This window comes from Kitasatospora sp. NPDC001159, assembly GCF_053598235.1.
In genome coordinates, this window is sequence record NZ_JBSFJV010000017.1 from 78795 (window position 1) to 101714 (window position 22920).

Consider the following 22920-nt stretch of genomic DNA (forward strand, 5'->3'; position numbering starts at 1 on the left):
GGCTCGGTCGGGGAGGACGTCACACCGTTGAAGACCACCAGGAGAACCGCTGCGATCACCACCGCCGCAGCGGTCATAGTCACGCTCGGCGCGGGCCTGTTCCCGAGCAGCGCCGTCGCCGCCGGCTCCGCGCCGGTGCCGAAGGATCCCGCTGACGCCGTTCAGTCCGTCAACACCGAGCACAACATCCCGGGTCCGCTGACCGCCAAGGTGGAGGCCGAGCAGAAGGCCGCCACCGAGCAGCTGCTCAACGGCACCGCCCAGGTCGAGCAGCACAACGGCAGCACCAGCGTGAAGCTCGGCAAGGACAAGTACGTCGAGCTCGCCCGCGAGCGCACGGACAAGATCTTCACCATCCTCGTCGACTTCGGCGACCAGGTGGACAACACCACCAAGACGCCCGACGGCAAGATCAAGTTCGGCGGCGAGCCCGGCCCCAAGCACAACGAGATCGAGAAGCCGGACCGCGCCACCAACAACTCGACCGCCTGGCAGGCCGACTACAACCAGCAGCACTACCAGGACCTGTACTTCGCCAAGGACAAGCCCTCGCTGAAGACCTTCTACGAGAAGCAGTCCTCGGGCCGCTACTCGGTCGACGGCGTGGTCTCGGACTGGGTCCGGGTGCCGTGGAACGAGGCCCGGTACGGCTCGGACTACTGCGGCTCCAACGTCTGCAGCAGCGCCCAGGACCTGATCCGCGACGCCGTCGACATCTGGTACAAGGACCAGCTGGCGAAGGGTCAGTCCACGGAGCAGATCAAGGCGACGCTGGCCTCGTACGACAAGTGGGACCGCTACGGCTCGCACCACGACGGGAACTTCAACCAGCCCGACGGGTACATCGACCACTTCCAGATCGTGCACGCCGGTGAGGACAAGTCGGCCGGTGGCGGCAAGCAGGGCAACAAGGCCCTGTGGGCGCACCGTTCGTACGTCTACGGCAACCTGAACGGCCAGGCCGGCCCCGACGGCAACAAGCTCGGCGGCGTGCAGGTCGGTGACTCCGGCTTCTGGATCGGCGACTACACGATGCAGCCGGAGAACGGCGGCCTCGGCGTCTTCGCCCACGAGTACGGCCACGACCTCGGTCTGCCGGACCTCTACGACACCGCGGGCAAGGGCATCGACAACTCGGTCGGCTTCTGGTCGCTGATGTCCTCCGGCTCCTGGCTCGGCGAGGGCAAGGACAGCATCGGCGACATGCCGAACGACCTCGACGCCTGGAGCAAGTACAAGCTCGGCTGGCTGAAGGCGGACCGCGCCAAGGCCGGCACCGAGTCGACCCACCACATCGGTCCGGTCGAGTACAACAGCAAGCTCCCGCAGGCGCTGATCGTCGACCTGCCCAAGAAGAGCATCACCACCGACATCAACAAGCCGTTCAGCGGCAACACCGAGTGGTGGAGCGGCAGCGCCGACAACCTCAACGTCACGCTGACCCGGGACATCGACCTCACCGGCAAGACCAAGGCCAGCATCAACGCCAAGGCCTGGTACGAGCTGGAGCCGGACTTCGACTACGCCTTCGGCGAGGTCTCCGCCGACGGTGGCAAGACCTGGACCGTGGTAAACGGCACCTGGAACGGCGCCGCGCTGCCCAAGGAGAACGGCCGTCCGGCCCTCAGCGGCCTGACCGCCGCCTGGGGCGACCTGTCCTTCCCGCTGGACGCCTACGCCGGCAAGCAGATCAAGTTCCGGTACCACAACACCACCGACGGCGGCCTGCACTACCGCGGTCTGGCGGTGGACGACATCTCGGTGACCGCCGACGGCGCCACCGTGTTCAGCGACGACGTCGAGAAGGGTGACAACGGCTGGGCGGCCGACGGCTTCACCCGCTTCGGCGGCTCGTACACCAAGGACTACGCGCAGTACTACATCGCGGAGAACCGGCAGTACGTGTCGTTCGACGAGACCCTGAAGACCGGCCCGTACAACTTCGGCTTCGGCACCGCCAAGCCGAACTGGGTCGAGCACTACTCGTACCAGCCCGGTCTGCTGATCTGGTACTGGGACGAGTCGCAGACCGACAACAACGTCAGCGCCCACCCGGGCCAGGGTCTGATCCTCCCGGTCGACTCGCACCCGACCCCCCTGAAGTGGGCCGACGGCACCCTGATGCGTCCGCGCATGCAGGGCTTCGACTCCGCCTTCGGCTCGCGTCGCGTCCCGGCGCTGACGCTGCACAAGAACGGCGTCGAGACGGTCATCCCGAAGTCCAAGGGCGTCGACGAGTTCTCGGACCTGAAGGAGTACTGGTCCAAGGACAACCCGTACAGCAGCGTGATCGTTCCGAAGACCGGCACCAGCATCGAGGTCGAGAACGAGTCCGCGAACTACCTGGAGACCTGGATCCGGGTCCGCCCGGTGGACAACTGATCGTCCTGACGGTCAGGCCGTGATCGCACGGCTCTGAAGTCTCCACGTCCGGCCCGTCCCCGCGAACGCGCGGGGACGGGCCGGACGCTTTTGTGCGGCTTCGAGGACGCTTTGGATGCCGGTTCGAACCCCGCGGTCGGGTGGTGCTGGTCACAGCGGTTCGGCGCGGTACGACCGGGCCCAGTAGCCGGACGGGCCGTCCGGGCGGATCAAACCGGTCGTGGACGATCCGATCTCGTGATCGCTGCTCCGTCGGACTGAATCTCCGGCACCACGCTGACTACACGCCGTAGCACCTCGCCCCATTCGGGACTCCGCTCGGTGACGGTTACATCTGAGTGTTCCCCGCTCAGCACGTGCCCGACGGGCACTTCGTGCTGTCCCCACACGCCCGTGAGGTACGTCAGGCGATGTCCACCGTCCCGCCCGCGGGGCCGGCCCTGCACCGGCTCGCCGCCCGTACGGCGGCCCAGGCGGCCGCCTGGCGGCCCCGGATCGGCCATGCCGTCCGCGCCCATGCCGCGCCGCCGCTGCGCGCGCTCGTCACGCCCCGGCGCGCCACCCTGCCGGGCAGCCGGCAGCGCGCCGAGCGTGACCACGCGGTGGTCTCCGCCGGGGTGGCCGCGGTGCTGCTGGCGGGCGTGATGCTGGCGGCCGCGCCGGGCAGCGCCGTGGCGCAGACCGTGCTGCCGACCACGCCGGGCAGTTCGGCCTTCACCGCTCCGCAGGCGGCGGTGCCCGACCCCGGCCTGGTCCAGGTGGCCGGACCCAGCCCGTACAAGCTGCCCGACGACGGCGCCTCGGCGCAGGCGTTCGTGGCGGTGGCGCCCAACCTGCTGCCGGCCGAGCCGCCGGCCGCAGCCCCGGCCCCCGCGCCCGCCCCCGCCCCGGAGCGGGAGCCGGACCGGGAGCCGGAGCCCGCCCCGGCCCCCGCGCCCGACTGGTCGCCGCCGGTGGCGGACGCGCCGACCAGCAATCCGTACGGGGTGGCCAACTCCGAGTACGCCGCCGGGTACCACACCGGGGTGGACTTCGCCGTCGCCCCGGGCACCCCGGTGCTGGCGGTCGGCGATGCGACCGTGGTCTCGGCCGCCCGGGACGGCGCGTACGGCAAGGAGGTCGTGCTGCGGCTCGCCGACGGGCACTTCGCGCAGTACGCCCACCTGTCCGCGCTCTCGGTGTCGGCGGGCGACCACGTGTCGGCGGGCGAGCGGGTCGGTCTGTCCGGGAACACCGGCCACTCGACCGGGCCGCACCTGCACTTCGAGATCCGCACCAGCAACCGCTACGGCGCGGTGGTCAACCCGATCGCCTACCTCTCCGGCCACGGCGTCACGGCGTTCTGACCGGCGGTCAGCCGCCGGTCCGGGCGGGGTGGCTGATCCGGGAGCCGATCTCCAGCGAGACCTCCCGGGCCGCGCCGATCGCCTCGTCCAGGTCGGCCGCGGGCAGTTTCTCGCCCCAGACGTTCTCGGCGTGGCCGCAGTCCGAGGTGTCCTGCTTGAGCAGGAACAGCGCCGAGTGGACGGTGAACAGCGCCATCGCCGCCCGCAGTCGGTCGTGGAAGTCCGCGTCCGGCCCGTGCACCAGCTGCATCATGGTGATCATGCGGTCCCGGAAGGCGAGCCCGGCCGGGGACTCGCGCAGCGCGGGCTGGTTCTCGTGGAAGAAGCGCAGCAGCGGGGCCCGCTCGGCCATCCCGTCCGCGAAGCGGCGGATCAGCTCGTCGCGCGTCTCCGGGCTCCAGGTCTGCTTCCGGCCCCACTCGATGGTCTCGTCGATCGGCGCGGCCATCCGCTCGACGATGCCCAGGACGATGTCGTCCTTGGTCTTGAAGTGGTAGTAGAGCGCGGCCTTGGTGACGCCCAGCCGGTCGGCGATCTCGCGCAGCGAAGTCTGCTCGTAGCCCTGCTCGGAGAAGAGCTCCAACGACACCTCGATGATGCGAGCCCGGGTGTCGCTGCGGGGGCTGTGCGGAGTGCCCATGGCCTGCCTCATGACTGCGTCGGTGACTGCTGCGGACCCCAGGGTGGCGTCCGCCCCGGGCCCATTCTCCCTGCCCAGGCGGTCGGTCGGAAAACTGGCTTGACGACCGGCTAGGAAACAACTTACCGTGCCGACGATTGATAAACTAGCCGGGCGACAAGTAAGTGACCCGCCGCACGGCGTGACGCTCGTCCGAACCACCCCTCCGGGAGACCCCACCCCATGTCACAGTCCAAGACCGCCGGCCCGGTACCGGAGGACAAGACGGCCGAGGAGGAACAGTCGCGGTCACCCCGCGAGATCCGCCTCGTGATGGTCGGCTTGGTCGTCACGATGCTGCTGGCCATGCTCGACAACCTGATCGTCGGCACCGCGATGCCGACCATCGTCGGTGACCTCGGCGGTGCCGATCACCTGTCCTGGGTGGTCACCGCGTACACCCTGGCCACCGCCGCCTCCACCCCGATCTGGGGCAAGCTCGGCGACCTCTACGGCCGCAAGGGCTCCTTCCTCACCTCGATCGTGATCTTCCTGGTGGGCTCGGCGCTGTCCGGCCTGTCCCAGAACATGAACGAGCTGATCGGCTTCCGCGCCCTGCAGGGCCTGGGCGCCGGCGGCCTGATGGTCGGCGTCATGTCGATCATGGGCGCGCTCGTCCCGCCTCGCGACCGCGGCAAGTACCAGGGCATGTTCGCCGCGGTGATGGCCCTGGCCACCATCGGCGGCCCGCTGGTCGGCGGCTTCATCACCGACCACCTGAGCTGGCACTGGACCTTCTACATCAACCTGCCGCTCGGTGTGATCGCGCTCGCCGTGGTCGTCGTCACCCTGAAGCTGCCGAAGGTCCGCAACAACGCCCGGATCGACTACCTGGGCGCGATCCTGCTCACCGCCGGCATCACCTCGCTCGTGCTGATCACCACCTGGGGCGGCCAGCAGTACGCCTGGGGCTCCAAGGAGATCCTCGGCCTGGCCGCGCTCGCCGCCGCCTCGCTGATCGCCTTCTGCTACGTGGAGCAGCGGGTCGACGAGCCGATGCTGCCGCTGGCCCTGTTCAAGAACCTCAACTTCACCCTGGTCTCGGTCATCGGCTTCATCGTCGGCTTCGTGATGTTCGGCTCGACCGTCTTCCTGCCGCTCTACCAGCAGATCGTCCAGGGCGCCTCGGCGACCAACTCCGGCCTGCTGCTGATGCCGATGATGTTCGGCATGCTGGTCGTCTCGCTGGTGGTCGGCCAGGCCGTCACCAAGACCGGCAAGTACCGGATCTTCCCGATCATCGGCACCGTCGTGATGACCGGCGGCCTGATCCTGCTCTCCACCATGGGCGTCGGGACCAGCAGCTTCACCTCGGCCTGCTGGATGATCGTGCTCGGCGCCGGCATGGGCTTCCTGATGCAGATCACCATGCTGGTCGCGCAGAACAGCGTCGAGCTCAAGGACATGGGCGTGGCCAGCTCCACCGCCACCCTGTTCCGCACCATCGGCGGTTCCTTCGGTGTCGCGCTGTTCGGCGCGCTGTTCAACAACCGGGTGAAGGACACCATGGGCGAGCTGCTGGCCGGGAAGCCGACTCCCCCGGGCGGCATGAAGGACCCGGGTCAGACCAGCCCGGCCGAGCTGCGCAAGCTGCCCGACTACATCCAGGACGCCTACCACCACGCGGTGTCCAACGGCATGCACACCGTCTTCCTGTGGGGCGCCGGGGTGGCCGTGATCGCCATCGCCGCCTCGCTGTTCCTGCGCGAGGTGCCGCTGCGCGGCGCCGGCAAGGGCGAGAAGCCCGCCGAGTCCTCGCTGGAGGCGGCGGCCGTCTGACGGTCCTCGCAGCGTCCGCTCCGTACGGTCCCGCTTCGCACGGCGCCCCCGGGAGGTTCTCCTTCCGGGGGCGCCGTCTTCGTCCGTTGCGGGGTGCGCCTACCGGGGCAGTCGGTAGACGCCCTGCTCGACCGGCTCGACCAGGCCGTCGGCGACCAGGCCGTCCAGGGCGCGGGCCCGCTGCACGGCGTCCGGCCAGACGGCGTCCAGGCGGGCCTGCGGGACCGAGCCGTGCGCCTCGCGCAGCACCGCGAGCAGCTTGCCGCGCACCTGGCGGTCCGTCCCCTCGTAGGACTGACCGCGCCGGGCCGGCCCCTCGTACGCCGGGCGGCCGGCCCGCTGCCAGGCGCAGCCGGTGAACAGCGGGCAGTCCCCGCACTCCGGGCCGCGGGCGGTGCAGACCAGTGCGCCCAGCTCCATCACGCCGACCGCCCAGGTGGCGGCGGTCTCGGCGTCGTCGGGCAGCAGCGCGGTCGCGGTACGGCGCTCGGCGGCGGTGGTGGCCTGGGCCGGGTACTCGACGCCGGTCACCGCGCGGGCGAAGACCCGGCGGACGTTGGTGTCCAGCACCACGTGCCGCTGGCGGAAGGCGAAGGAGGCGACCGCCGCGGCGGTGTACTCCCCCACCCCGGGCAGCGAGAGCAGCGTGGCGTGGTCGTCCGGGACCTCGCCGCCGTGCTCCTCGGTGATCGCCACGGCGGCCGCGTGCAGCCTCAGCGCGCGGCGCGGGTAGCCCAGCCGACCCCACATCCGGACCGCCTCGCCGGACGCCTCGGCGGCGAGGTCGGCCGGGGTGGGCCAGCGGGTCATCCAGGCCTGCCAGGCGGGCAGCACCCGCTTCACCGGGGTCTGCTGGAGCATGAACTCGCTCACCATGACCGCCCAGGGCGTCGCGTCGGGGGTCCGCCAGGGCAGGTCGCGCTTGCTGGCCTCGTACCAGTCGAGGACGGTCGAGTGCAGCAGCGGCAGGGGCATCGGCAGTCGGGGCGCGGTGGCGGTTCCGGCGGTCGTTTCGGTGGCGGTGATGGCAGTCATGGCCCTTCGATCCTCCCATGGCTGGGGACGCCGCCGAAGTGGAGGCACTGATTCCAGATGTCCGGAAACCGCTTGGAAATCCCGGTTCGACCGCTCCCTCGAACGGATCAAATGACGGATCATGTGAAAGAAGGGGCGACTGTGCGGTGTTGGTGAGTCAATCGCCACACGCAGTCTCGTAGAGTTTGATCGTGCCCTCTCTGCGTCAACCCGTGGGACCGCTGCCGGCCTCGATCTACTGGCGTCGGCGCGTCATCGTGCTCGCCGCCGTCGCGGCGGTCATCGCCCTGATCGCCTGGCTGATGACCGATCAGGGCGGGGGCGGCGGCGACGGCTCACAGAGCAAGGCCGCGCAGGCCGTACCGCCCCAGTCCCAGTCCCAGACCCCCGCTCAGGCGATCACGCCCGGCGCCTCCCCGAGCGGCCCCGCGGCGCGCCCCGGCGGCGGCAGCGCCGGGGGCACCGGCGGCCCGGTGAGCGGCGGCGGCAGCGAGGTCGGTCTCAGCGGCGGCACCGGCGCCGGCGCCAACCCCGCGCCGGCGGGCGGGTCCGGCGGCTCGGGTGGTTCCGGCGGGACCGGCGGCGGCAACGGCGGTGGGGCGCCCGGCGGGTCCGGCGGCTCGGGCGGCGGCGCTCCGGCGGTGAACACCCCCGAGGTGATGGCACTCCCGGTCTGCGCCTCCTCGCAGGTGGCCCTGGAGCTGAACCCCAGCCAGAACCCGTACCAGCCGAAGGACAAGCCGAAGCTGGCCCTGACGGTCAAGAACTCCTCCGGCACCAACTGCCGGGTGGACCTGGGCCGCACCACCTCCGTGATCACGGTCAGCGGCAACAACAACGACCGGGTCTGGTCCTCCGGCGACTGCCCGCCCGACAAGGGCGACATCTGGGTGCAGATCCCGGCGAACGGCAGCCAGACCGAGACCTTCACCTGGGACCGCAGCCGCAGCAAGCCGCAGTGCGCGACCGCCGACCAGACGGCGCCGGCGAGCGGGACCTACGTGGTGCTCGCGGAACTCACCGGGCTCTCCGCAGACAAGGTGTCGGCCCGGACCTCGATCCGGCTGGACGGCTGAGGAACGGTCAACTTCATTCGGAGCCCCCGGCCGCGCGGTCGGGGGCTCCGGCGTTCCCGGGTCCGGAAACGCGGAACGGCCCCCGGGGAAGCGTTCCTCCGGGGGCCGTCCGTCGATTGCGCGTCGGTCAGACGTAGCGCTCCAGGATGGACGATTCGGCAAGGCGGGACAGGCCCTCGCGGACCGAGCGGGCCCGGGTCTCGCCGACGCCCTCGACCGTCTGCAGATCGTCGATGCTGGCGGCGAGCAGCTTCTGCAGGCCGCCGAAGTGCTCGACCAGCCGCTCTATCACCGTATTGGGCAGGCGCGGGATCTTCGCCAGCAGGCGGTAGCCGCGCGGGGAGACCGCGGCGTCCAGGGACTCCGGCGAGCCGGAGTAGCCGAGCGCCTTGGCGACCGTCTGCAGGTCCAGCAGCTCGGCATGGGTGAGCGCCTCCAGGTCGGCCAGCACTTCGGTGACCGTCCGGCCCTTCTTGGCGGCCCGCTCCGGGAAGTAGTCCCGGGCGACCAGTTCGCGCTCCGGCTCCACGCCCGCGATCAGCTCGTCCAGCTGGAGCGAGAGCAGGCGGCCGTCGATGCCGAGCTCCAGCACGTAGCCGGCGATCTCGGTGGCGATCAGCCGGACCATCTCCAGGCGCTGGGCCACGGCCGTGACGTCCCGGACCGTCACCAGGTCCTCGATCTCCAGCGCGGAGAGCGTACCGGCCACCTCGTCCAGGCGGAGCTTGTAGCGCTCCAGGGTGGCCAGCGCCTGGTTGGCGCGGGACAGGACGGTGGTGGAGTCCTCCAGCACCCGACGGGTGCCGTTGACGTACATGGCGATCAGCCGCATCGAGTGCGAGACCGCGACCACGGGGTAGCCGGTCTGCCGGTTGACCCGCTCCGCGGTGCGGTGGCGGGTGCCGGTCTCGTCGGTGGGGATGGTCGAGTCCGGCATCAGGTGGACGCCGGCCCGGACGATCTTGGTGATGTCCTTGTCGAGCACCACCGCGCCGTCGAGCTTGCACAGCTCGCGCAGGCGGGTCGCGCTGAACTCGACGTCCAGGACGAAGCCGCCGGTGCAAAGGGACTCGACGGTCTTGTCGAAACCCAGCACGATCAGGCCACCGGTGTTGGCCCGCAGGACCCGTTCCAGGCCGTCACGAAGCGCGGTACCGGGCGCGATGGCGGTGAGGGAGGCCCGCAGCAGGGCCTCCTCACGGGAGGCCTTGTCCGCCCCCCGGTCGCTGGCTGCCACGTGACTCCTCCGGTCGACCCCGTGCCGCGCGCCTCGCGCCGTGCGCCGGTCCGCGGTCTGTTGCTCTGTCGCTCAGTACCGCTTCGGTACTGCCTTCTAGCCAATGAGACTGGAGAAAGTCTAACTGCGTGCGGCTTCGGCAGGGCTTGGGTCAGCGCAGTTCGTCGGAGTCGAGCGGCTCCCAGCCGTCCATCAGCTCCTCCGGGAAGGCCGGGACCCGCGCCGCACGGGGGGCCGGCGGGGCCGACGGGGCTTCACCACGCCCCTCGCCGCGCGGCTTCGCCGAGGCCCGGCGGCGGCCCGGGACGGCCCGCAGCGCCTCGCCGATGTCGGCCACCTCGACCACCTTCATACCCGGCGGCACCTTGCCCGGGTCCGGCGGGACCAGGGCGTGGGTGAAGCCCAGCCGGTGCGCCTCGGCGAGCCGGCGCTGCACACCCGTCACCCGCCGCACCTCGCCCGCCAGGCCGACCTCGCCGATCGCCACCAGGTTGCTGGGCAGCGGGGTGTCGGTGGAGGAGCTGGCCACCGCGAGCGCGACCGCGAGGTCGGCCGACGGCTCGGTCAGCTTCACCCCGCCGACCGTCGCGGTGTAGATGTCCTGCTTGCCGAGCTTCACCCCGCCGTGCCGCTCCACCACCGCCAGGATCATCGCGATCCGGGGTGACTCCAGGCCCGAGGTGGTCCGGCGCGGGGAGGGGATCTGCGAATCCACCATCAGCGCCTGCACCTCGGCCACCAGCGGACGCTTGCCCTCCAGGGTGACGGTGAGGCAGGTGCCCGGGACGGGCTTGTCACGCCTGGTCAGGAAGAGGCCGGAGGGGTCGGCCAGGCCGACGATGCCCTCGTCGTGCAGCTCGAAGCAGCCCACCTCGTCGGTGGCGCCGTAGCGGTTCTTGATCCCCCGGATCAGCCGCAGCCGGGCGTGCCGGTCGCCCTCGAAGCTCAGCACCACGTCCACCAGGTGCTCCAGCAGGCGCGGACCGGCGATCTGGCCGTCCTTGGTGACGTGGCCGACCAGCAGGGTGGCCATGCCGCGCTCCTTGGACGCCCGGATCAGCGCGTTCGCCACCTCGCGGACCTGGGCCGGGCCGCCGGGGGCGCCGTCCAGCTCGGCGGAGGCGATGGTCTGCACCGAGTCCAGGATCAGCAGGCCCGGGTTGACCGCCTCGATGTGCCCGAGCACCGCGCCGAGGTCGGACTCGGCGGCGAGGTAGAGGTGCTCGGAGAGCGCGTTGATCCGGTCGGCGCGCAGCCGCACCTGGCCGGCCGACTCCTCGCCGGTGACGTAGAGCGTGCGGTGCTGGGCGGTGGCCGCCTTGGCGGCGACGTCCAGCAGCAGGGTCGACTTGCCGACGCCGGGCTCGCCGGCCAGCAGGACCACCGCTCCGGGCACCAGGCCGCCGCCGAGCACCCGGTCCAGCTCCGGAACGCCCGTCGAGCGGGCCGTCGCGACCTGGCCGTCCACCTGGGCGATCGGGCGGGCGGGCGCACTGACGGGCCCGGCGGCGGTGGTGCGGATCGGCACCGCGCCGTACTCCTCGACCGTGCCCCAGGCGTTGCACTCCGGGCAGCGGCCGACCCACTTGGGCAGCTGGTTGCCGCACTCGGTGCAGCGGTAGGCCGGGCGCGGCTTGGCGGTGGTCCTGGAACGCGGAGGCATGCGGCCCACCGTAGCGCCTGGGTACGACAGCTCCGGTCCCCGCTGCGGGACCCACACAGATGGGCGATGCCGTTACCCGAAAGAAGTACATGCACGGCGAATGGCGGGGCCGGGCGGCCCGGTGTCCCTACCGTCGGACGGGTGACAACGCGAACTGTTGGGGCCGGGCCCGGGTCGCCGGCCGCCGCCGTGCCGGCGGCGTACGACCGGCAGGTGGACGGCCTGTTCACCTACTGCCTCTCGGTGCTGTGCGAGCACGACGCGGCCGCCGACGCCCTGCGCGAGGTCGGCGAGCTGGCGCGGCGGCACGGCGCCCGACTGGCCGAGCCCGGGCTGGTGCGGGCCTGGCTGTTCTCGCTGGCCCGGTACTGCTGCCTGCGACGGCTGGCCGACGGGGCCGTCCGGGAGCCCCGGGCGGAGCCCGACGAGGCCGAGGCCGCCCGGCGGCGGCGCGAGCTGGCCTCGCTCGCCTGGCCGGAGGCGGCCGGTACCGACCCCGAGCAGCGCGAGGCGCTGGAACTGTCCGTGCGGCACCGGCTGACCCCGCTGGAGGTGGCGGCGGTGCTGGGCCTGCCCTTCGAGCGGACCCGGGAACTGCTCGCCGCCGCCGAGGCCGAGGTGGCCAGGACCAGGGCGGCGCTGCTGGTGCTCGGGGTGGGCAGCTGCCCGGAACTGGACCGGCTCGGCGGGGCCGGGGCGGAGTCCTGGCGGGACTGGGTGCTCGGGCCGGCGCTGCGGCGGGAACTGGTGCAGCACGTGGTGGACTGCCCGACCTGCCGGGGGACGGCGGAGCGGGTGGCCGCCGGGGAGGCGGCGGAGGGTGCGGCGGGACTGTCGGGGCTGCCGTTGCTGACCGCGCCTGCTCCGGTCTCCCCGCTGGACGGGGTGGCGTACCTGCCGTCGGCGGGAGCTGTCGCGGCCGGGCGGTGGGGCTCGGTGGCCGCCGAGCCGGGGCTGCGGTTCGACCACGGCGGCTTCCCCCGGCACCGGGCGCCGGACGCGGGCCGTGGCCTGGCGGTCCGGCGGCGGGTGGTGACCACCGGGGTGCTCGCGGCGGTGCTGGCGGCACCGGTGGTCGCGCTCTGGGCCGGACACCGGGGCGGCGGCGGGTCGGGGTCGGCGGCCTCGGTCTCGGCGGTGCGGGTGGACGAGTCCGGGCAGGAGGCCGGGCAGCGGCCGCCGCAGCCGTGGTCGGGTGCTCCGGCGGACGCGGCCGGGATGCCGGGGTTGGAACTGGCGGGCGCCGGGGTGGGTCCCGGAGGTCCGGCCGGTTCAGGTTCGGGCGGTGCAGAAACGTTGCTGCCGGGTTTTCCGCGGCTCACCTTCCAGGGCCCGCTGGTCCCGGTCCCGGGCCCGGGCGCGACCCCGCTCAACAGCCCGACCCTGGTCGCCGCGCCGGCCCCCGCGGTCGAACGGGTCTCCGTCCCGGGCCCGGCCGACCCGTCCCCAGCCGGACTGCTCACCGTCGAGGCCGCCGAGTACGGCAGCCGGACGGTGCTCACCCTCACCAACTCCGGCACCACGGAGATCCGTTGGCGCGCCGCGACGGACGTCGGCTGGCTCCGGCTCAGCCGCGACGCGGGGACACTGGCGCCGGGACAGCGGATCACCGTGATCGTCACCGTGGACGAGAACCTCGCGCCCACCACCCACTGGACCGCCCGCATCGCGCTGCCGCCCTCGCAGGCGGTGGTCGCCCTGGAGGGCGGACCGCAGAACCGGGGCGGGTCGGCGTCCTCGTCGGCGGAGCCTTCGGCGACGCCGGGCGGCAGCGCTCCGCCCACGACGGGGGCGACGGCCACCTCTACCGGGTCGCCGTCCTCGTCGCCGTCGCCGAGCCGGACGGGGGCGCCGTCGCCGTCCGGCTCCGGCTCCGGCTCGCCGACGCCGGAGCCCTCGCACTCCGGAACGCCGAGCGGCACGCCCACGCCCTCGGCGACCCCGACGGGCACCGCGTCCCCGCACCCGACCGGGACGGCGACGGCGTCGCCGTCGGGGCACTAGGGATCCGACTGCCCTCGGCTGCCGGAAGGGTGGAGTGGGCAGGCAGCCGAGCGGCTCGCGGGCAGGGGCGGGGCGGGCGCCCCCGTCAGGTGCGGTGGATCGGGGGGACCTGGTAGGTGCCGTCGAGGACCGTTGGCTTCGGTTGGTAGAGGCGGATGATCGGGCGGAACTCGCCGAGGGGGGTGGGGAGCCAGTTGGCGGCGGCCACCGGGTCCTCGGGTGGTTCGTGTTGGAGGGTGAGGGTGAGGGAGCCGTCCTCGCCGTAGGCCAGGCCGGGGGTGCGGTCGCCGATGGAGTAGCGGTCGATGGGGTTCTCGACCAGGTCGTAGTCGGGGACGGAGTACATCGTGACGGACCAGAACGCCTCGACGGGCGGGGGTTGGTCGAAGTGGAGGGTGTAGCTGTTGGCGCCGGTGAGCGGGCGGCCGTCGGAGTCGTCGTAGGTCATCGCGAAGGAGGCCTCGTAGGCGTGGTTGCCCCAGAGACCGGCGCGGGCGGCGGCGGCGCGGCTGAGGTAGGCGGCGCGGCGGTCGGGGATGCGCCATTCGGGGTCGTCGAGGGTGCCGGGGCCCAGGTGGTCGAGGTTGTAGTCGAAGAGGTGGAGTGTGGAGCGCCATTCGCCGGGCGGGTGGTCCTCGGGTGGGCGGATGGCGTCCTCGACCCGTTCGCGGCCGGCGGCCAGGCCCTTGGCGAGGGCGAGGGTCCACTCCGGGGCGGCCGCGCGGTACGGCGAGGCGCCGTCGTCCAGCAGGCCGAGCGGGGCGAAGCGGCGCTGGTACTCGATGTCGGGAGTGGCGGGTGGGAAGGCCTGCATCCACACCCGCAGGCGCTCGAAGAAGGCCAGCCGTTCGGGGACGTCCTGGTCGGGCTCGGGCAGTCCGGCGACCAGGCCGCCGGGCTCCAGCGGCTCCAGGACGAGTTCGGCCTGGAGGGCCTTGACCCGGGGCAGGTCGCCGGGGCCGGCGCAGGCGAAGCGGCCGACGACGGTGCCGACGGCGGTCGGTAGTTCGATCACCCGGTTGGGGTCCGGCGGGGTGCCGTGCCAGTCGGGCGGGACGATCAGCCAGGTCTGCGCGTCGGTGCCGGTGGCGCGGCTGCCGAGGTAGGCGACGTTGTCGGTCCAGGCGCCGATGAACTGCAGCACGTAGTAGGCGCCGGCGGTGTCCGGGACGTGCAGCACCTGCGGGCCCTCGGAGAGGTCGAGGTGGGCGATCGAGTAGGTCGTGTCGTTGTTGACCGAGACGAAGTGGTCGCCCGGCCCGGCCAGCCGGGTGGCGTGGCTGAAGTGGTTGAACGGCGCCGCCGGGAGGGTGCCCAGGCCGCCCATGGTGAAGCGCTCGACCATGGTGAGGCCGGCGACGAGCGGGTAGCCGTAGACGTAGGCGTCGGCGGCCAGGGCCTCCAGCTCGAGCTGGTTCATCGGGGGTCCTTCGTACGGTCGGTCGGGGTCGGTCGGTCGGGGTCGGTCCGTCGGGTGGGGCGGCGGGTGGGGCGGTCAGCGCGGGTCGAGCGGCGGGAGCTGCCAGCGGCCGTCCAGGACGGACGGGTCCGGCCCGTAGAGCCGGATGACCACGGTGAACGGGCCGTCGGGGGCGGGCAGCCAGTTGGCGGAGTGCTGGGCGTCGGCGGGCCGCTTGTGCTGGACGTAGAGGGTGAGTCCGCCGTCCGGGTCGCGGACCAGGTCCGGGGTGCGGTCGCCGATGGAGTAGCGTTCCAGGGTGTTCTCGACCAGTCGGCGCCCGGGCAGGGCGTACATGGTGGCGGACCAGAAGAAGCGGGCCGGCGGCAGGTCGTGCGGGCCGAAGCGGATGACGTGGTCGCGGTCGCTGGCGTTGGGCGGCTGGTGGCCGGCGCTGTCCGCGGTCCAGCCGCCGTACCAGGCCTCCTCGACGGGCAGCCCGTACAGGCCGAGTTTCGCCCCGAGCGCCTGGTGCGGGAAGTCGGCGCCGACCCGTTCGCGGGTGCCGAACAGGGCGGTGGCGTCGCGGAGTCCACCGGCGGCGCGCTCCAGCCGGGCCCGGCCGTCGGCGATGCCGCGCTCGATCTCGGCGCGGACGTCCAGCGGGAGGGCGGCGGGCTCGAACTCGCCGCGGCCGTCGATGCCGAGGTCGGCGAGGCGGCCGCGCAGCTCGGCCTCGGCGGACGGGAGTTCGTCGGTCAGCGGGAAGAAGCCGAGCAGGAAGTCGAGGAAGCAGAGGAACTCGACGGTGTCCATCACCTCGTCGCGCCAGACCGGCCAGACCAGCTCCGGGGCGGGGGCGGGCGCGGGGGTGCCGGCGTAGCGGTGCAGCGGGCGCAGCCGGTACTGCTGCTGGACGGCTTTGAGTTCGGCGATCTCGGCGGGGGCGGGGCCGGCGAGGTAGGTGCGGCCGACGATGCCGACCAGCCGGGTGGCGGTGCGGATGACGCCCTTGATGCCGGGCGGGGTCTCGCCCTGCCAGTCGGGGCCGGCCACCAGGTAGTCGCCGGCCTCCCGGCCGGTGGTCCGGGCGCCGACGAACCCGGCGTAGACGGTGTCGAGTTCGTGCACCGGGAGGACGTAGTAGCGCTCCTCGGCCGGGACGGAGACCACCCAGGGCTCGGCGCGCAGGTCGAGCCAGGCCCAGGAGCGCAGGGTGTCGTTGTCGGGGGTGACGACATCGGTGTTGGCGGGGGTGAAGGGCTGCGGGTAGTGGCGGAAGACGCCGAAGCCGCCGACGTACCTCGGGTCCGCCTCGTCCAGGGCCTGGGCGTAGAGGGTGCGGTAGTTCTGCAGGATCGGGTAGCCGCGGATCCAGGCCTCGGCGGCGGTGGCGCGGATGGTGGCCGGGTCCACGAGTGCCGGGTTGACCATGCTGCGCTCTCCCAGTGCCGAATCCAGTGCCGAATCAGGACAGATCGGTACACATGGGATGCTAAGCGGGGCGGAGTGGGGCGGCACGTCGGTTGCTCCGCACCCCACCGGGGCCCGGCTTCTCCCGCGCCTCGGTCCACGGCTCCGCCCGCCCCTCCGCACGTTCCTCTGCCCAGCGCGAACCCGGGCGTACGGCCGGGGCGGCCGGGAGAGGCTGTGCGGCATGAAGATCCTTCTGCTCGGGGGCTCGTCCTTCCTCGGACGGGCCTATGCCGTCGAGGCCCTCGCCCGCGGCCACCAGGTCACCACCTTCAACCGTGGCCGCAGCGCCGCCGACCTGCCCGGGGTCGAGGCCGTCCGGGGTGACCGCGACAGCGCCGAGGACGTCACCCGACTGGTCGACGGCCGCAGCTGGGACGCCGTCGTCGACACCTCCGGCCGACAGCCCGCCCAGGCCGCGCTCACCGCGCGGCTGCTGCGCGAGCGGGCCGACCACTACACCTTCGTCTCCTCGGTGCACGCCTACGCCGACTGGGCCGCCCAGGTGATCGACGAGGACTCCACGCTCCTCCCCTGCCCCGCCGACACTCCACCCGACCAGCCCTTCGGCCGCGAGCTGAAGGCCGGCGCCGAGCGGGCGGTGCTGGAGGGCTTCGGCGCCGAGCGCTCGCTGATCCTCAACAGCGGGCTCCTGATCGGGCCGCACGAGTTCGGCGGCCGGCTGCCCTGGTGGCTGGAGCGGATGGCGCGCGGCGGGCGGGTGCTCGCCCCCGGCGATCCCGGGCGGACCATGCAGGTGATCGACGTCCGGGACTTCGCCGCCTTCGGGCTCGACCGGCTGGAGGCCGGCACGGCGGGCCGCTTCCTCACCACGGCGCCGCCCGGGCGCCTCACCTTCGGCGAGTGGCTGGAGACCTGCCGGGAGGTCGCGGGCGCGGCGGACACCGAGCTGGCCTGGGTCGAGGACGACCGGTTGCTGGCCGAGGGGCCGGACAAGGTCGAGCCCTGGCTCGAACTCCCCTTCTGGGCACCGGATCTGCCGGAGTGGAAGTACATCTGGCTGGTCGACACCGACCGCGCCCGGGCGGCCGGGCTGCGCTGCCGCCCGTTCGCGGAGACCGTGCGGGACACCTGGGAGTGGCTGCGCGGGCGCGGGCCGGCGGACGACACGGACGCCGAGGGGCGCAAGTGGGTGCCGGGTTCGACGTTCCGGCAGGGCATCGAACCGGCCAAGGAGCAGCGGCTGTTGCCCGCCTTCGGATGACGTACCGGAGTGGGAAATCGGACCAGCCGACTTCCCACTCCGGAAGGAATCAGTGGGTGCGGCGGGTCACCAGCTCGGCGAGCGCCAGCAGTTCGTCGGCCGCGGGCGGCTCCGGTACGGCCACGGCCAGCTGGGCCATCGCCGCCGCCATCCGCTCGCAGGACTCGCCCTGCGCCCAGCCGCGCCCGCCGGCGCCCTCGACGGCGGCCGCACACTGCGCCAACTCCTCAGGGGTCAGCGGGCGTTCGAGCGTGTACAGCTCGGCGAGCCGGTCGCCCTCGGGGGTCCCGGAGCCCAGCGCCTTGACCACCGGCAGCGACTTCTTCCGGGCGACCAGGTCCGCGCCGACCGGCTTGCCGGTGACGGCCGGGTCGCCCCAGATGCCGATCAGGTCGTCGATCAGCTGGAAGGCCAGGCCGATCTCCCGGCCGAAACCGTCCATCGCCTGGGCGGCCTCCTCGGATCCGCCGCCGTACAGCGCGCCCATCGCGCAGGCGGCGCCGAGCAGGGCACCGGTCTTGGCCTCGGCCATCGCCAGGCACTCGTCGAGCGAGACGTCGTTGCGCTGCTCGAAGGCGCAGTCGATCTGCTGGCCCTCGCAGAGCTCGACCACGCAGTCGGCGAGCCGGCGGATCGAGCCGCGGGCGGCCGGGTGGGCGTCCTCGGCGACCAGGCGCAGCGCGAGGGAGTGCATGGCGTCGCCGGCCAGGATGGCCTCCGTGGTGCCGAACACCCGCCAGGCGGTGGGCCGGTGGCGGCGGGTGTCGTCCCGGTCGATGACATCGTCGTGGAGCAGGGTGAAGTTGTGCACCAGCTCCACTGCGGCGGCCGCGGCGACGGCGGTTCCGGGGGTGCCGCCGAGGGCCTGGGTGGCGGCGAGGACCAGGGCCGGACGGATCGCCTTGCCGGAGGAGGCCTCGGCGGGCGTGCCGTCCGCCTCCCACCAGCCGAAGTGGTAGCCGGCGACCTTGCGCATCGTGCCGGGCAGTGAGTCGACGGCGGCCCGCAGGACCGGGTCGACCAGCCCGCGGGCACGGGCGAGGATGTCCACCGCCTCGTGGCCCTCTTTGCGGTCCCGCTCCAGCGTGGAACTCGTCATGGGTTTCTCCCCCCGTAGGGCGCCTGTCGTGGGATGGCCTGCCGCGTCGGGCGGCCGGGTTGCACCGAAGCGGCGGGCCGGTGGCCGTACGCGTCGCGGCGCGCCGCCCGGCGAGGGTGGGTTCCCCGGCCGGGCGGCGCGGATGGTGCGGATATCGGGCTCGGTTATCGGGTGGGTGCCGGTCGTCAGCGCTGGGCGACGTCCACGTTCTCCAGCACGCCGATCGCGTCCGGCACCAGGATCGCAGCCGAGTAATAGGCACTCACCAGGTAGGAAATGATGGCCTTCTCGTCGATTCCCATGAACCGCACCGAAAGGCTCGGCTGGTATTCGTCCGGAAGCCCGGTCTGGTGCAAACCGATGACACCCTGGTTGTCCTCGCCGACACGCATCGCGATGATCGAGCTGGTGTGCCCGCCGACGACCGGGATCTTGTTGCACGGGAAGATCGGCACCCCGCGCCAGGCGTTGACGTGCTTGCCCTCGACCTCGACGGTGCCCGGGTTGAGGCCGCGCTTGTTGCACTCCCGGCCGAAGGCGGCGATGGCCTTGGGGTGGGCCAGGAACATCTTGGTGCTGCGGCGGCGGCTGAGCAGCTCGTCCATGTCGTCCGGGGTGGGCGGGCCGGAGTGGGTCTGGATCCGCTGGTCGTACTCGGCGCTCTCCAGCAGGCCGAACTCGGGGTTGTTGATGAGTTCGTGCTCCTGGCGCTCGCGCAGGGCCTCGATGGTCAGCCGGAGCTGGTGCTCGGTCTGGTTCATCGGCTGGTTGTAGAGGTCGGCGACGCGGCTGTGCACCTTGAGGATGGTCTGCGCGACGCTGAGCTCGTACTCGCGCGGCCTGAGCTCGTAGTCCACGAAGGCGCCGGGCAGGTCGTACTCGCCCTGGTGGCCGGCGGAGAGGTCGATCGCGGCCTCACCGTGCTTGTTCTGCGCCTGCTGGAAGCCGTTCAGGTACTCCATGATCTGCAGCTGGAGCGACTCGGAGCGGTCGTGCAGCTCCTGGAAGGACGGCCAGGCGAGCACCATGACCGTGCCGGAGGTCGCGGCGCGGACGGTGTAGGGCCAGGTGCCGTCCTCCTCCTGGAGCGCCTCGTCGCCCAGGTGGTCGCCGTCGGCGAGGGTGCCGACCACCGCCTCCTCGCCGTACTTGCCGATGCCGAGCCGGTCCAGCTTGCCGTGCGCGATCAGGAAGACCTCGCTGATCGGCGAACCGGCGGTGACCAGCACGTCGCCCGCGGCGAACTGCCGCTGGGTGAAGCGCCCGGCCAGCTCCTCCAGCACGGCCTCGTCCTGGTAACCGCGCAGCACCGGCACCTCGACCAGGGTCTGCGGGATGATCCGCACCTCGGAACCGGTCTTGGCGAAGCCCACCCGACCGCGACCGACCTTGTGGCGCAGGCGGCGGTTGACCCGGTAGGTACCGCCGGACACCTGAACCCAGGGCAGCGTCCTGAGCAGCCAGCGCGGGCTGATGCCCTGCATCTGCGGCGCGGACTTGGTGGTCGTGGCCAGGTTCCGCGCGCCCGCCGTGCTCAGTGACTGCTGCTGCCGGATCTCCGGCTGCGCACCCGGCGCAGGAATTCCGGCATTGGTTTCGGTCGGCATATGGGGAACCCTTCGCAAACCCGATGAAGTGTCGCCTTGCACATCCATGTTGCAACTTCATGGTGGGCCCGTTCGGGGTAGACCGCAATCACTCATTCGAGTGGTTCGAAATAACCGAACAAATAGTACGGCTAGATCGCCAGATCGATATTTGTTCGACTATTTATTCGAACTCATCGGCGTGCTGCGCCCCGTCCTCCTCCATCGACCGCCCGGCCCGCGCCACGAATCGACACCTCCCGTACGCGGCGACCCTGCCGTTCGACGCCGTCGAACGGCCCGCCGGGGTTCCCGCCCCTCGTCACCCCGGACCCTGGGAGGGCTGTACGAACCCACCCGCACGCGCCGGCCGCGGGCGCGCTACAGCGGGCCGTTCCAGTCCAGCGTCGGCTCCAGGACCCCCTCCAGGGTGAGCAGCCAGCGCTTCACCTCGATCCCGACCCGGCCGCCGCCGAAGCCGCCGATCCCGTCCGCCGCCACCACCCGGTGGCAGGGCACCAGCAGGGCGACGGGGTTGGCGGCCATCATCTGCCCGACCGTCCGGGCGGCCAGGCCCGGTTCGGTGACGTCCTCGAACACCCCGCTGCGCGCCGCCAGTTCGCCGTAGGTGACGGTCGTGCCGTACGGCACCTCGCGCCAGAGCGTCTGCAGGACCGTACGGTGCGGCCCGGAGCTGAGGCTCCAGTCGATCGGCAGGCCCAACTCGCGGGTGCGGCCGGCCAGGTAGGCGCCGATCCGCTCGGTGACAGCGGCGGCCTTCGCCCGGTCGGTGCACGGCGGCGTCCCGTCCTCCCGGCCGCCGTAACCGGCCGCCGCGACGCCCAGCGGCGTCACCGCGATGTGCATCGGACCGCTGGGCAGCGGCGTCGGCACGGTCAGCCAGGACAACGACCAGGACTGCGACACGCTCGGGCCCCCACCCTCCGCCGGACCGGCCGCCGGCCAGCCCGGCACCCGGGAGCCGGACCGGACCCGCCCGCCCCGCGCGCCATCGTACGGCGGGGCGGCGGGGCCTCCGGCGGGGACCTCCTCGATCAGAGCCGACCCTTCAGCTCGGTGGCCAGCCCCCGCGACCAGCGCGACAGTTCGGCGCGGTCCGGGGTACGGCCCTCGCACAGCACGGTGAGCTGCGCCTCGTTGATCCGGTTCGGCCCCGGGATCTCCAGCAGGTACGCCAGCTCGGCCAGTACCGTGGCCAGCCGTGCCGCGTCCGTGTGGTCCAGGACGACGGCGGCCTCGTGGTGGCTGATGGTGAGCGAACCGGGCATGGTCAACCTCCTCACGTCCACCCCCGCACCCTCCACGGTACGACCGGCCCGGCCACCCCGCCCGCCACGGAGGCACACCGCGTGGGCGGAGCGACCGGCTGCGCTCCGGGGCCGGCCGGGTACGGTGCGCGGTGGGCCGCACCGGGTGGCCGGGGGTGCGCCCCGGAGCCGTCCGAGGGCGTCAGTTGTCCGGGCCCTCCTCCCAGCGACGATTCCGTACGGCCGGTACGCCCAACACTACGACCCCGGCCGCAACTTGCCAGACCGACCCGAGCAGCAGCACCCCGCCGGTGCCGAGCCGGGCCGCCAGCGGGCCGGCCGCCGCCAGGCCGAGCGGACCGAGGACGAAGGAGCCGAGCGATCCGAAGGAGGTCAGCCGGCCCAGCAGCTCGGCCGGGACCCAGCGCTGCACGGTGGTGGAGAACAGCGTTCCGCAGACCGCCGAACCCACCCCGGCCACCAGCGCTCCGGCGCCCACCCAGATCAGCGGGGCCCCGGCCGCGAGCGCGGCGGAGGGCAGCGCCCAGCCCAGTCCGGCCACGGTGGCCACCGCGAGCGGGCGTCCGGGGCGGCGGCCGAGCATCAGCAGACCGCCCAGCACCGCGCCGGCGCCGTACACGCCCATCACCAGGCCCCAGGCCCGGGCGCCGCCGAGCTCCCGCTGCGCGGTGAGCGGGCCGAGCACCAGGAACGGCGCCCAGACCAGCAGGTTGAACAGGCCCATCTGCGCGGTGGTGATCCACAGCCACGGACGGGCGGTGAACTCCGACCAGCCGGCCCGCAGTTCCCGCAGCATCGAGTTCCCGCCGTCCGCCTCCGGGCGGTCCGGCAACCGCAGCCCCGCCAGCGCGAGGGCGCCGACGCCGTACGTCACCGCGTCGATCAGCAGCACCGCCGCCGGGCCCCGGGCGGCGGTGACCAGGCCGGCCAGCGCGGGGCCGGCCACCGCGGACACCGAACGGGACAGCCCCAGCAGGGTGTTGCCGTCCGCCATTAAGCCCCGGCGGCGCACCAGGTCGGGCACGATCGCCCCGAAGGCGGGCAGGAACAGCCCCTCGCCGATCCCCCACACCGCCACCAGGGCGACCATCACCCAGACCGGCGCGTGCCCGGCCGCCAGCAGTCCGGCGAACAGCGCCTGGACGACGCCGCGCAGGACGTCCGAGCCCAGCATCAGACGACGGCTGCCGAACCGGTCGGCGATCACCCCGCCGGCCAGTAGCACCAGCACCACCGGGAGGATCCGGGCGGCCATCACCCAGCCGAGGTCGGTGCCGGTTCCGCCGCCGCCCCCGCCGCCGCCCCCGCCGTCGAGGACCGCGAAGGCCACCGCGACCGGCGCCATCGAGGAGCCGAGGAGGGAGGTCGTGTAGCCGATGAAGAACCGGCGGAAATCGCGCTCGCCCAGCACGGCGAGACGGTCTCCCAGGCGCCGGGGGCGGGCCGGGATCCGTTCTGTGTCCACTGCCATGGGCAGCAGTCTGCGAGCGGCCGGGAACGCGGATCAAGGGTTTGCGGAGAAAAACTTGAGCCTTTCGGCATCAATTTTGATGGCGCACCCTAATCCCGCAGTAAATATGCCGGAAAACATACCACCATCTGCTGTTTACTGCGCTTTCCGGATATCCTGGGCGCCCAGGCGATTCGG

At 72.6% G+C, this 22920-nt stretch carries 17 protein-coding genes; 6 read left to right on the plus strand and 11 right to left on the minus strand.

Annotated features, from left to right (window positions below; genetic code table 11):
- The first annotated feature begins 27 nt into the window (after positions 1–27).
- Entirely contained in the window at positions 28–2382 is a 2355-nt protein-coding gene (locus ACWC9T_RS11815) for an immune inhibitor A domain-containing protein (protein ID WP_449820883.1), read from the plus strand.
- A 410-nt stretch (positions 2383–2792) separates the two neighbouring features.
- Positions 2793–3728, plus strand: coding sequence for a M23 family metallopeptidase (locus tag ACWC9T_RS11820; protein ID WP_449820884.1), 936 nt, complete (start codon positions 2793–2795; stop codon positions 3726–3728).
- 7 nt (positions 3729–3735) lie between these two features.
- On the opposite strand, the gene ACWC9T_RS11825 is transcribed toward ACWC9T_RS11820, so the two are convergent.
- Positions 3736–4368, minus strand: coding sequence for a TetR/AcrR family transcriptional regulator (locus ACWC9T_RS11825; RefSeq protein WP_449820885.1), 633 nt, complete (start codon positions 4366–4368; stop codon positions 3736–3738).
- Positions 4369–4590: 222 nt separating this feature from the next.
- Here ACWC9T_RS11825 and ACWC9T_RS11830 point away from each other — a divergent pair, with 222 nt between their 5' ends.
- Positions 4591–6186: an MDR family MFS transporter gene (locus ACWC9T_RS11830; RefSeq protein ID WP_449820886.1), complete on the plus strand. Its 1596-nt coding sequence runs from the start codon at positions 4591–4593 to the stop codon at positions 6184–6186.
- 99 nt (positions 6187–6285) lie between these two features.
- On the opposite strand, the gene ACWC9T_RS11835 is transcribed toward ACWC9T_RS11830, so the two are convergent.
- Positions 6286–7161, minus strand: coding sequence for an HhH-GPD family protein (locus tag ACWC9T_RS11835; RefSeq protein ID WP_355672223.1), 876 nt, complete (start codon positions 7159–7161; stop codon positions 6286–6288).
- A gap of 251 nt (positions 7162–7412) precedes the next feature.
- Between ACWC9T_RS11835 and ACWC9T_RS11840 the strand changes: the two genes are divergently transcribed.
- On the plus strand, positions 7413–8297 hold the full coding sequence (locus tag ACWC9T_RS11840) for a hypothetical protein (RefSeq protein ID WP_449820887.1): 885 nt from the start codon (positions 7413–7415) through the stop codon (positions 8295–8297).
- Between the two features lie 127 nt (positions 8298–8424).
- Here ACWC9T_RS11840 and disA read toward each other — a convergent pair whose 3' ends face one another.
- Positions 8425–9483, minus strand: a complete 1059-nt coding sequence (gene disA, locus ACWC9T_RS11845; protein ID WP_270151163.1) for a DNA integrity scanning diadenylate cyclase DisA — start codon at positions 9481–9483, stop codon at positions 8425–8427.
- 202 nt (positions 9484–9685) lie between these two features.
- Entirely contained in the window at positions 9686–11197 is a 1512-nt protein-coding gene (radA, locus tag ACWC9T_RS11850; protein WP_449820888.1) for a DNA repair protein RadA, read from the minus strand.
- 141 nt (positions 11198–11338) lie between these two features.
- On the opposite strand from radA, the gene ACWC9T_RS11855 reads away from it, so the two are divergent.
- The gene (locus ACWC9T_RS11855; protein ID WP_449820889.1) at positions 11339–13201 is read left to right on the plus strand and encodes a BACON domain-containing protein; all 1863 of its coding nucleotides are present in this window, start codon (positions 11339–11341) and stop codon (positions 13199–13201) included.
- A gap of 85 nt (positions 13202–13286) precedes the next feature.
- On the opposite strand, the gene ACWC9T_RS11860 is transcribed toward ACWC9T_RS11855, so the two are convergent.
- Both ACWC9T_RS11860 and ACWC9T_RS11865 read right to left on the minus strand, forming a co-directional pair.
- Positions 13287–14621: a DUF1254 domain-containing protein gene (locus tag ACWC9T_RS11860; RefSeq protein WP_449820890.1), complete on the minus strand. Its 1335-nt coding sequence runs from the start codon at positions 14619–14621 to the stop codon at positions 13287–13289.
- A 75-nt stretch (positions 14622–14696) separates the two neighbouring features.
- Positions 14697–16034 (minus strand): DUF1254 domain-containing protein, encoded by a 1338-nt coding sequence (locus ACWC9T_RS11865; RefSeq protein ID WP_449820891.1) that lies wholly within the window; start codon positions 16032–16034, stop codon positions 14697–14699.
- A gap of 223 nt (positions 16035–16257) precedes the next feature.
- Between ACWC9T_RS11865 and ACWC9T_RS11870 the strand changes: the two genes are divergently transcribed.
- The gene (locus ACWC9T_RS11870; RefSeq protein ID WP_449820892.1) at positions 16258–17298 is read left to right on the plus strand and encodes an NAD-dependent epimerase/dehydratase family protein; all 1041 of its coding nucleotides are present in this window, start codon (positions 16258–16260) and stop codon (positions 17296–17298) included.
- 49 nt (positions 17299–17347) lie between these two features.
- Here ACWC9T_RS11870 and ACWC9T_RS11875 read toward each other — a convergent pair whose 3' ends face one another.
- From ACWC9T_RS11875 to ACWC9T_RS11895, 5 genes are all read right to left on the minus strand, one after another.
- A complete protein-coding gene (locus ACWC9T_RS11875; RefSeq protein WP_449820893.1) occupies positions 17348–18397 on the minus strand; it encodes a family 2 encapsulin nanocompartment cargo protein polyprenyl transferase in 1050 nt (349 codons plus the stop codon).
- Between the two features lie 185 nt (positions 18398–18582).
- A complete protein-coding gene (locus ACWC9T_RS11880) occupies positions 18583–20004 on the minus strand; it encodes a family 2B encapsulin nanocompartment shell protein (RefSeq protein WP_449820894.1) in 1422 nt (473 codons plus the stop codon).
- 360 nt (positions 20005–20364) lie between these two features.
- Positions 20365–20910, minus strand: coding sequence for a methylated-DNA--[protein]-cysteine S-methyltransferase (locus ACWC9T_RS11885; RefSeq protein ID WP_449820895.1), 546 nt, complete (start codon positions 20908–20910; stop codon positions 20365–20367).
- Between the two features lie 128 nt (positions 20911–21038).
- Positions 21039–21272, minus strand: coding sequence for a hypothetical protein (locus tag ACWC9T_RS11890; RefSeq protein WP_449820896.1), 234 nt, complete (start codon positions 21270–21272; stop codon positions 21039–21041).
- Positions 21273–21453: 181 nt separating this feature from the next.
- Positions 21454–22743: an MFS transporter gene (locus ACWC9T_RS11895; protein WP_449820897.1), complete on the minus strand. Its 1290-nt coding sequence runs from the start codon at positions 22741–22743 to the stop codon at positions 21454–21456.
- Between the last annotated feature and the right edge of the window lie 177 nt (positions 22744–22920).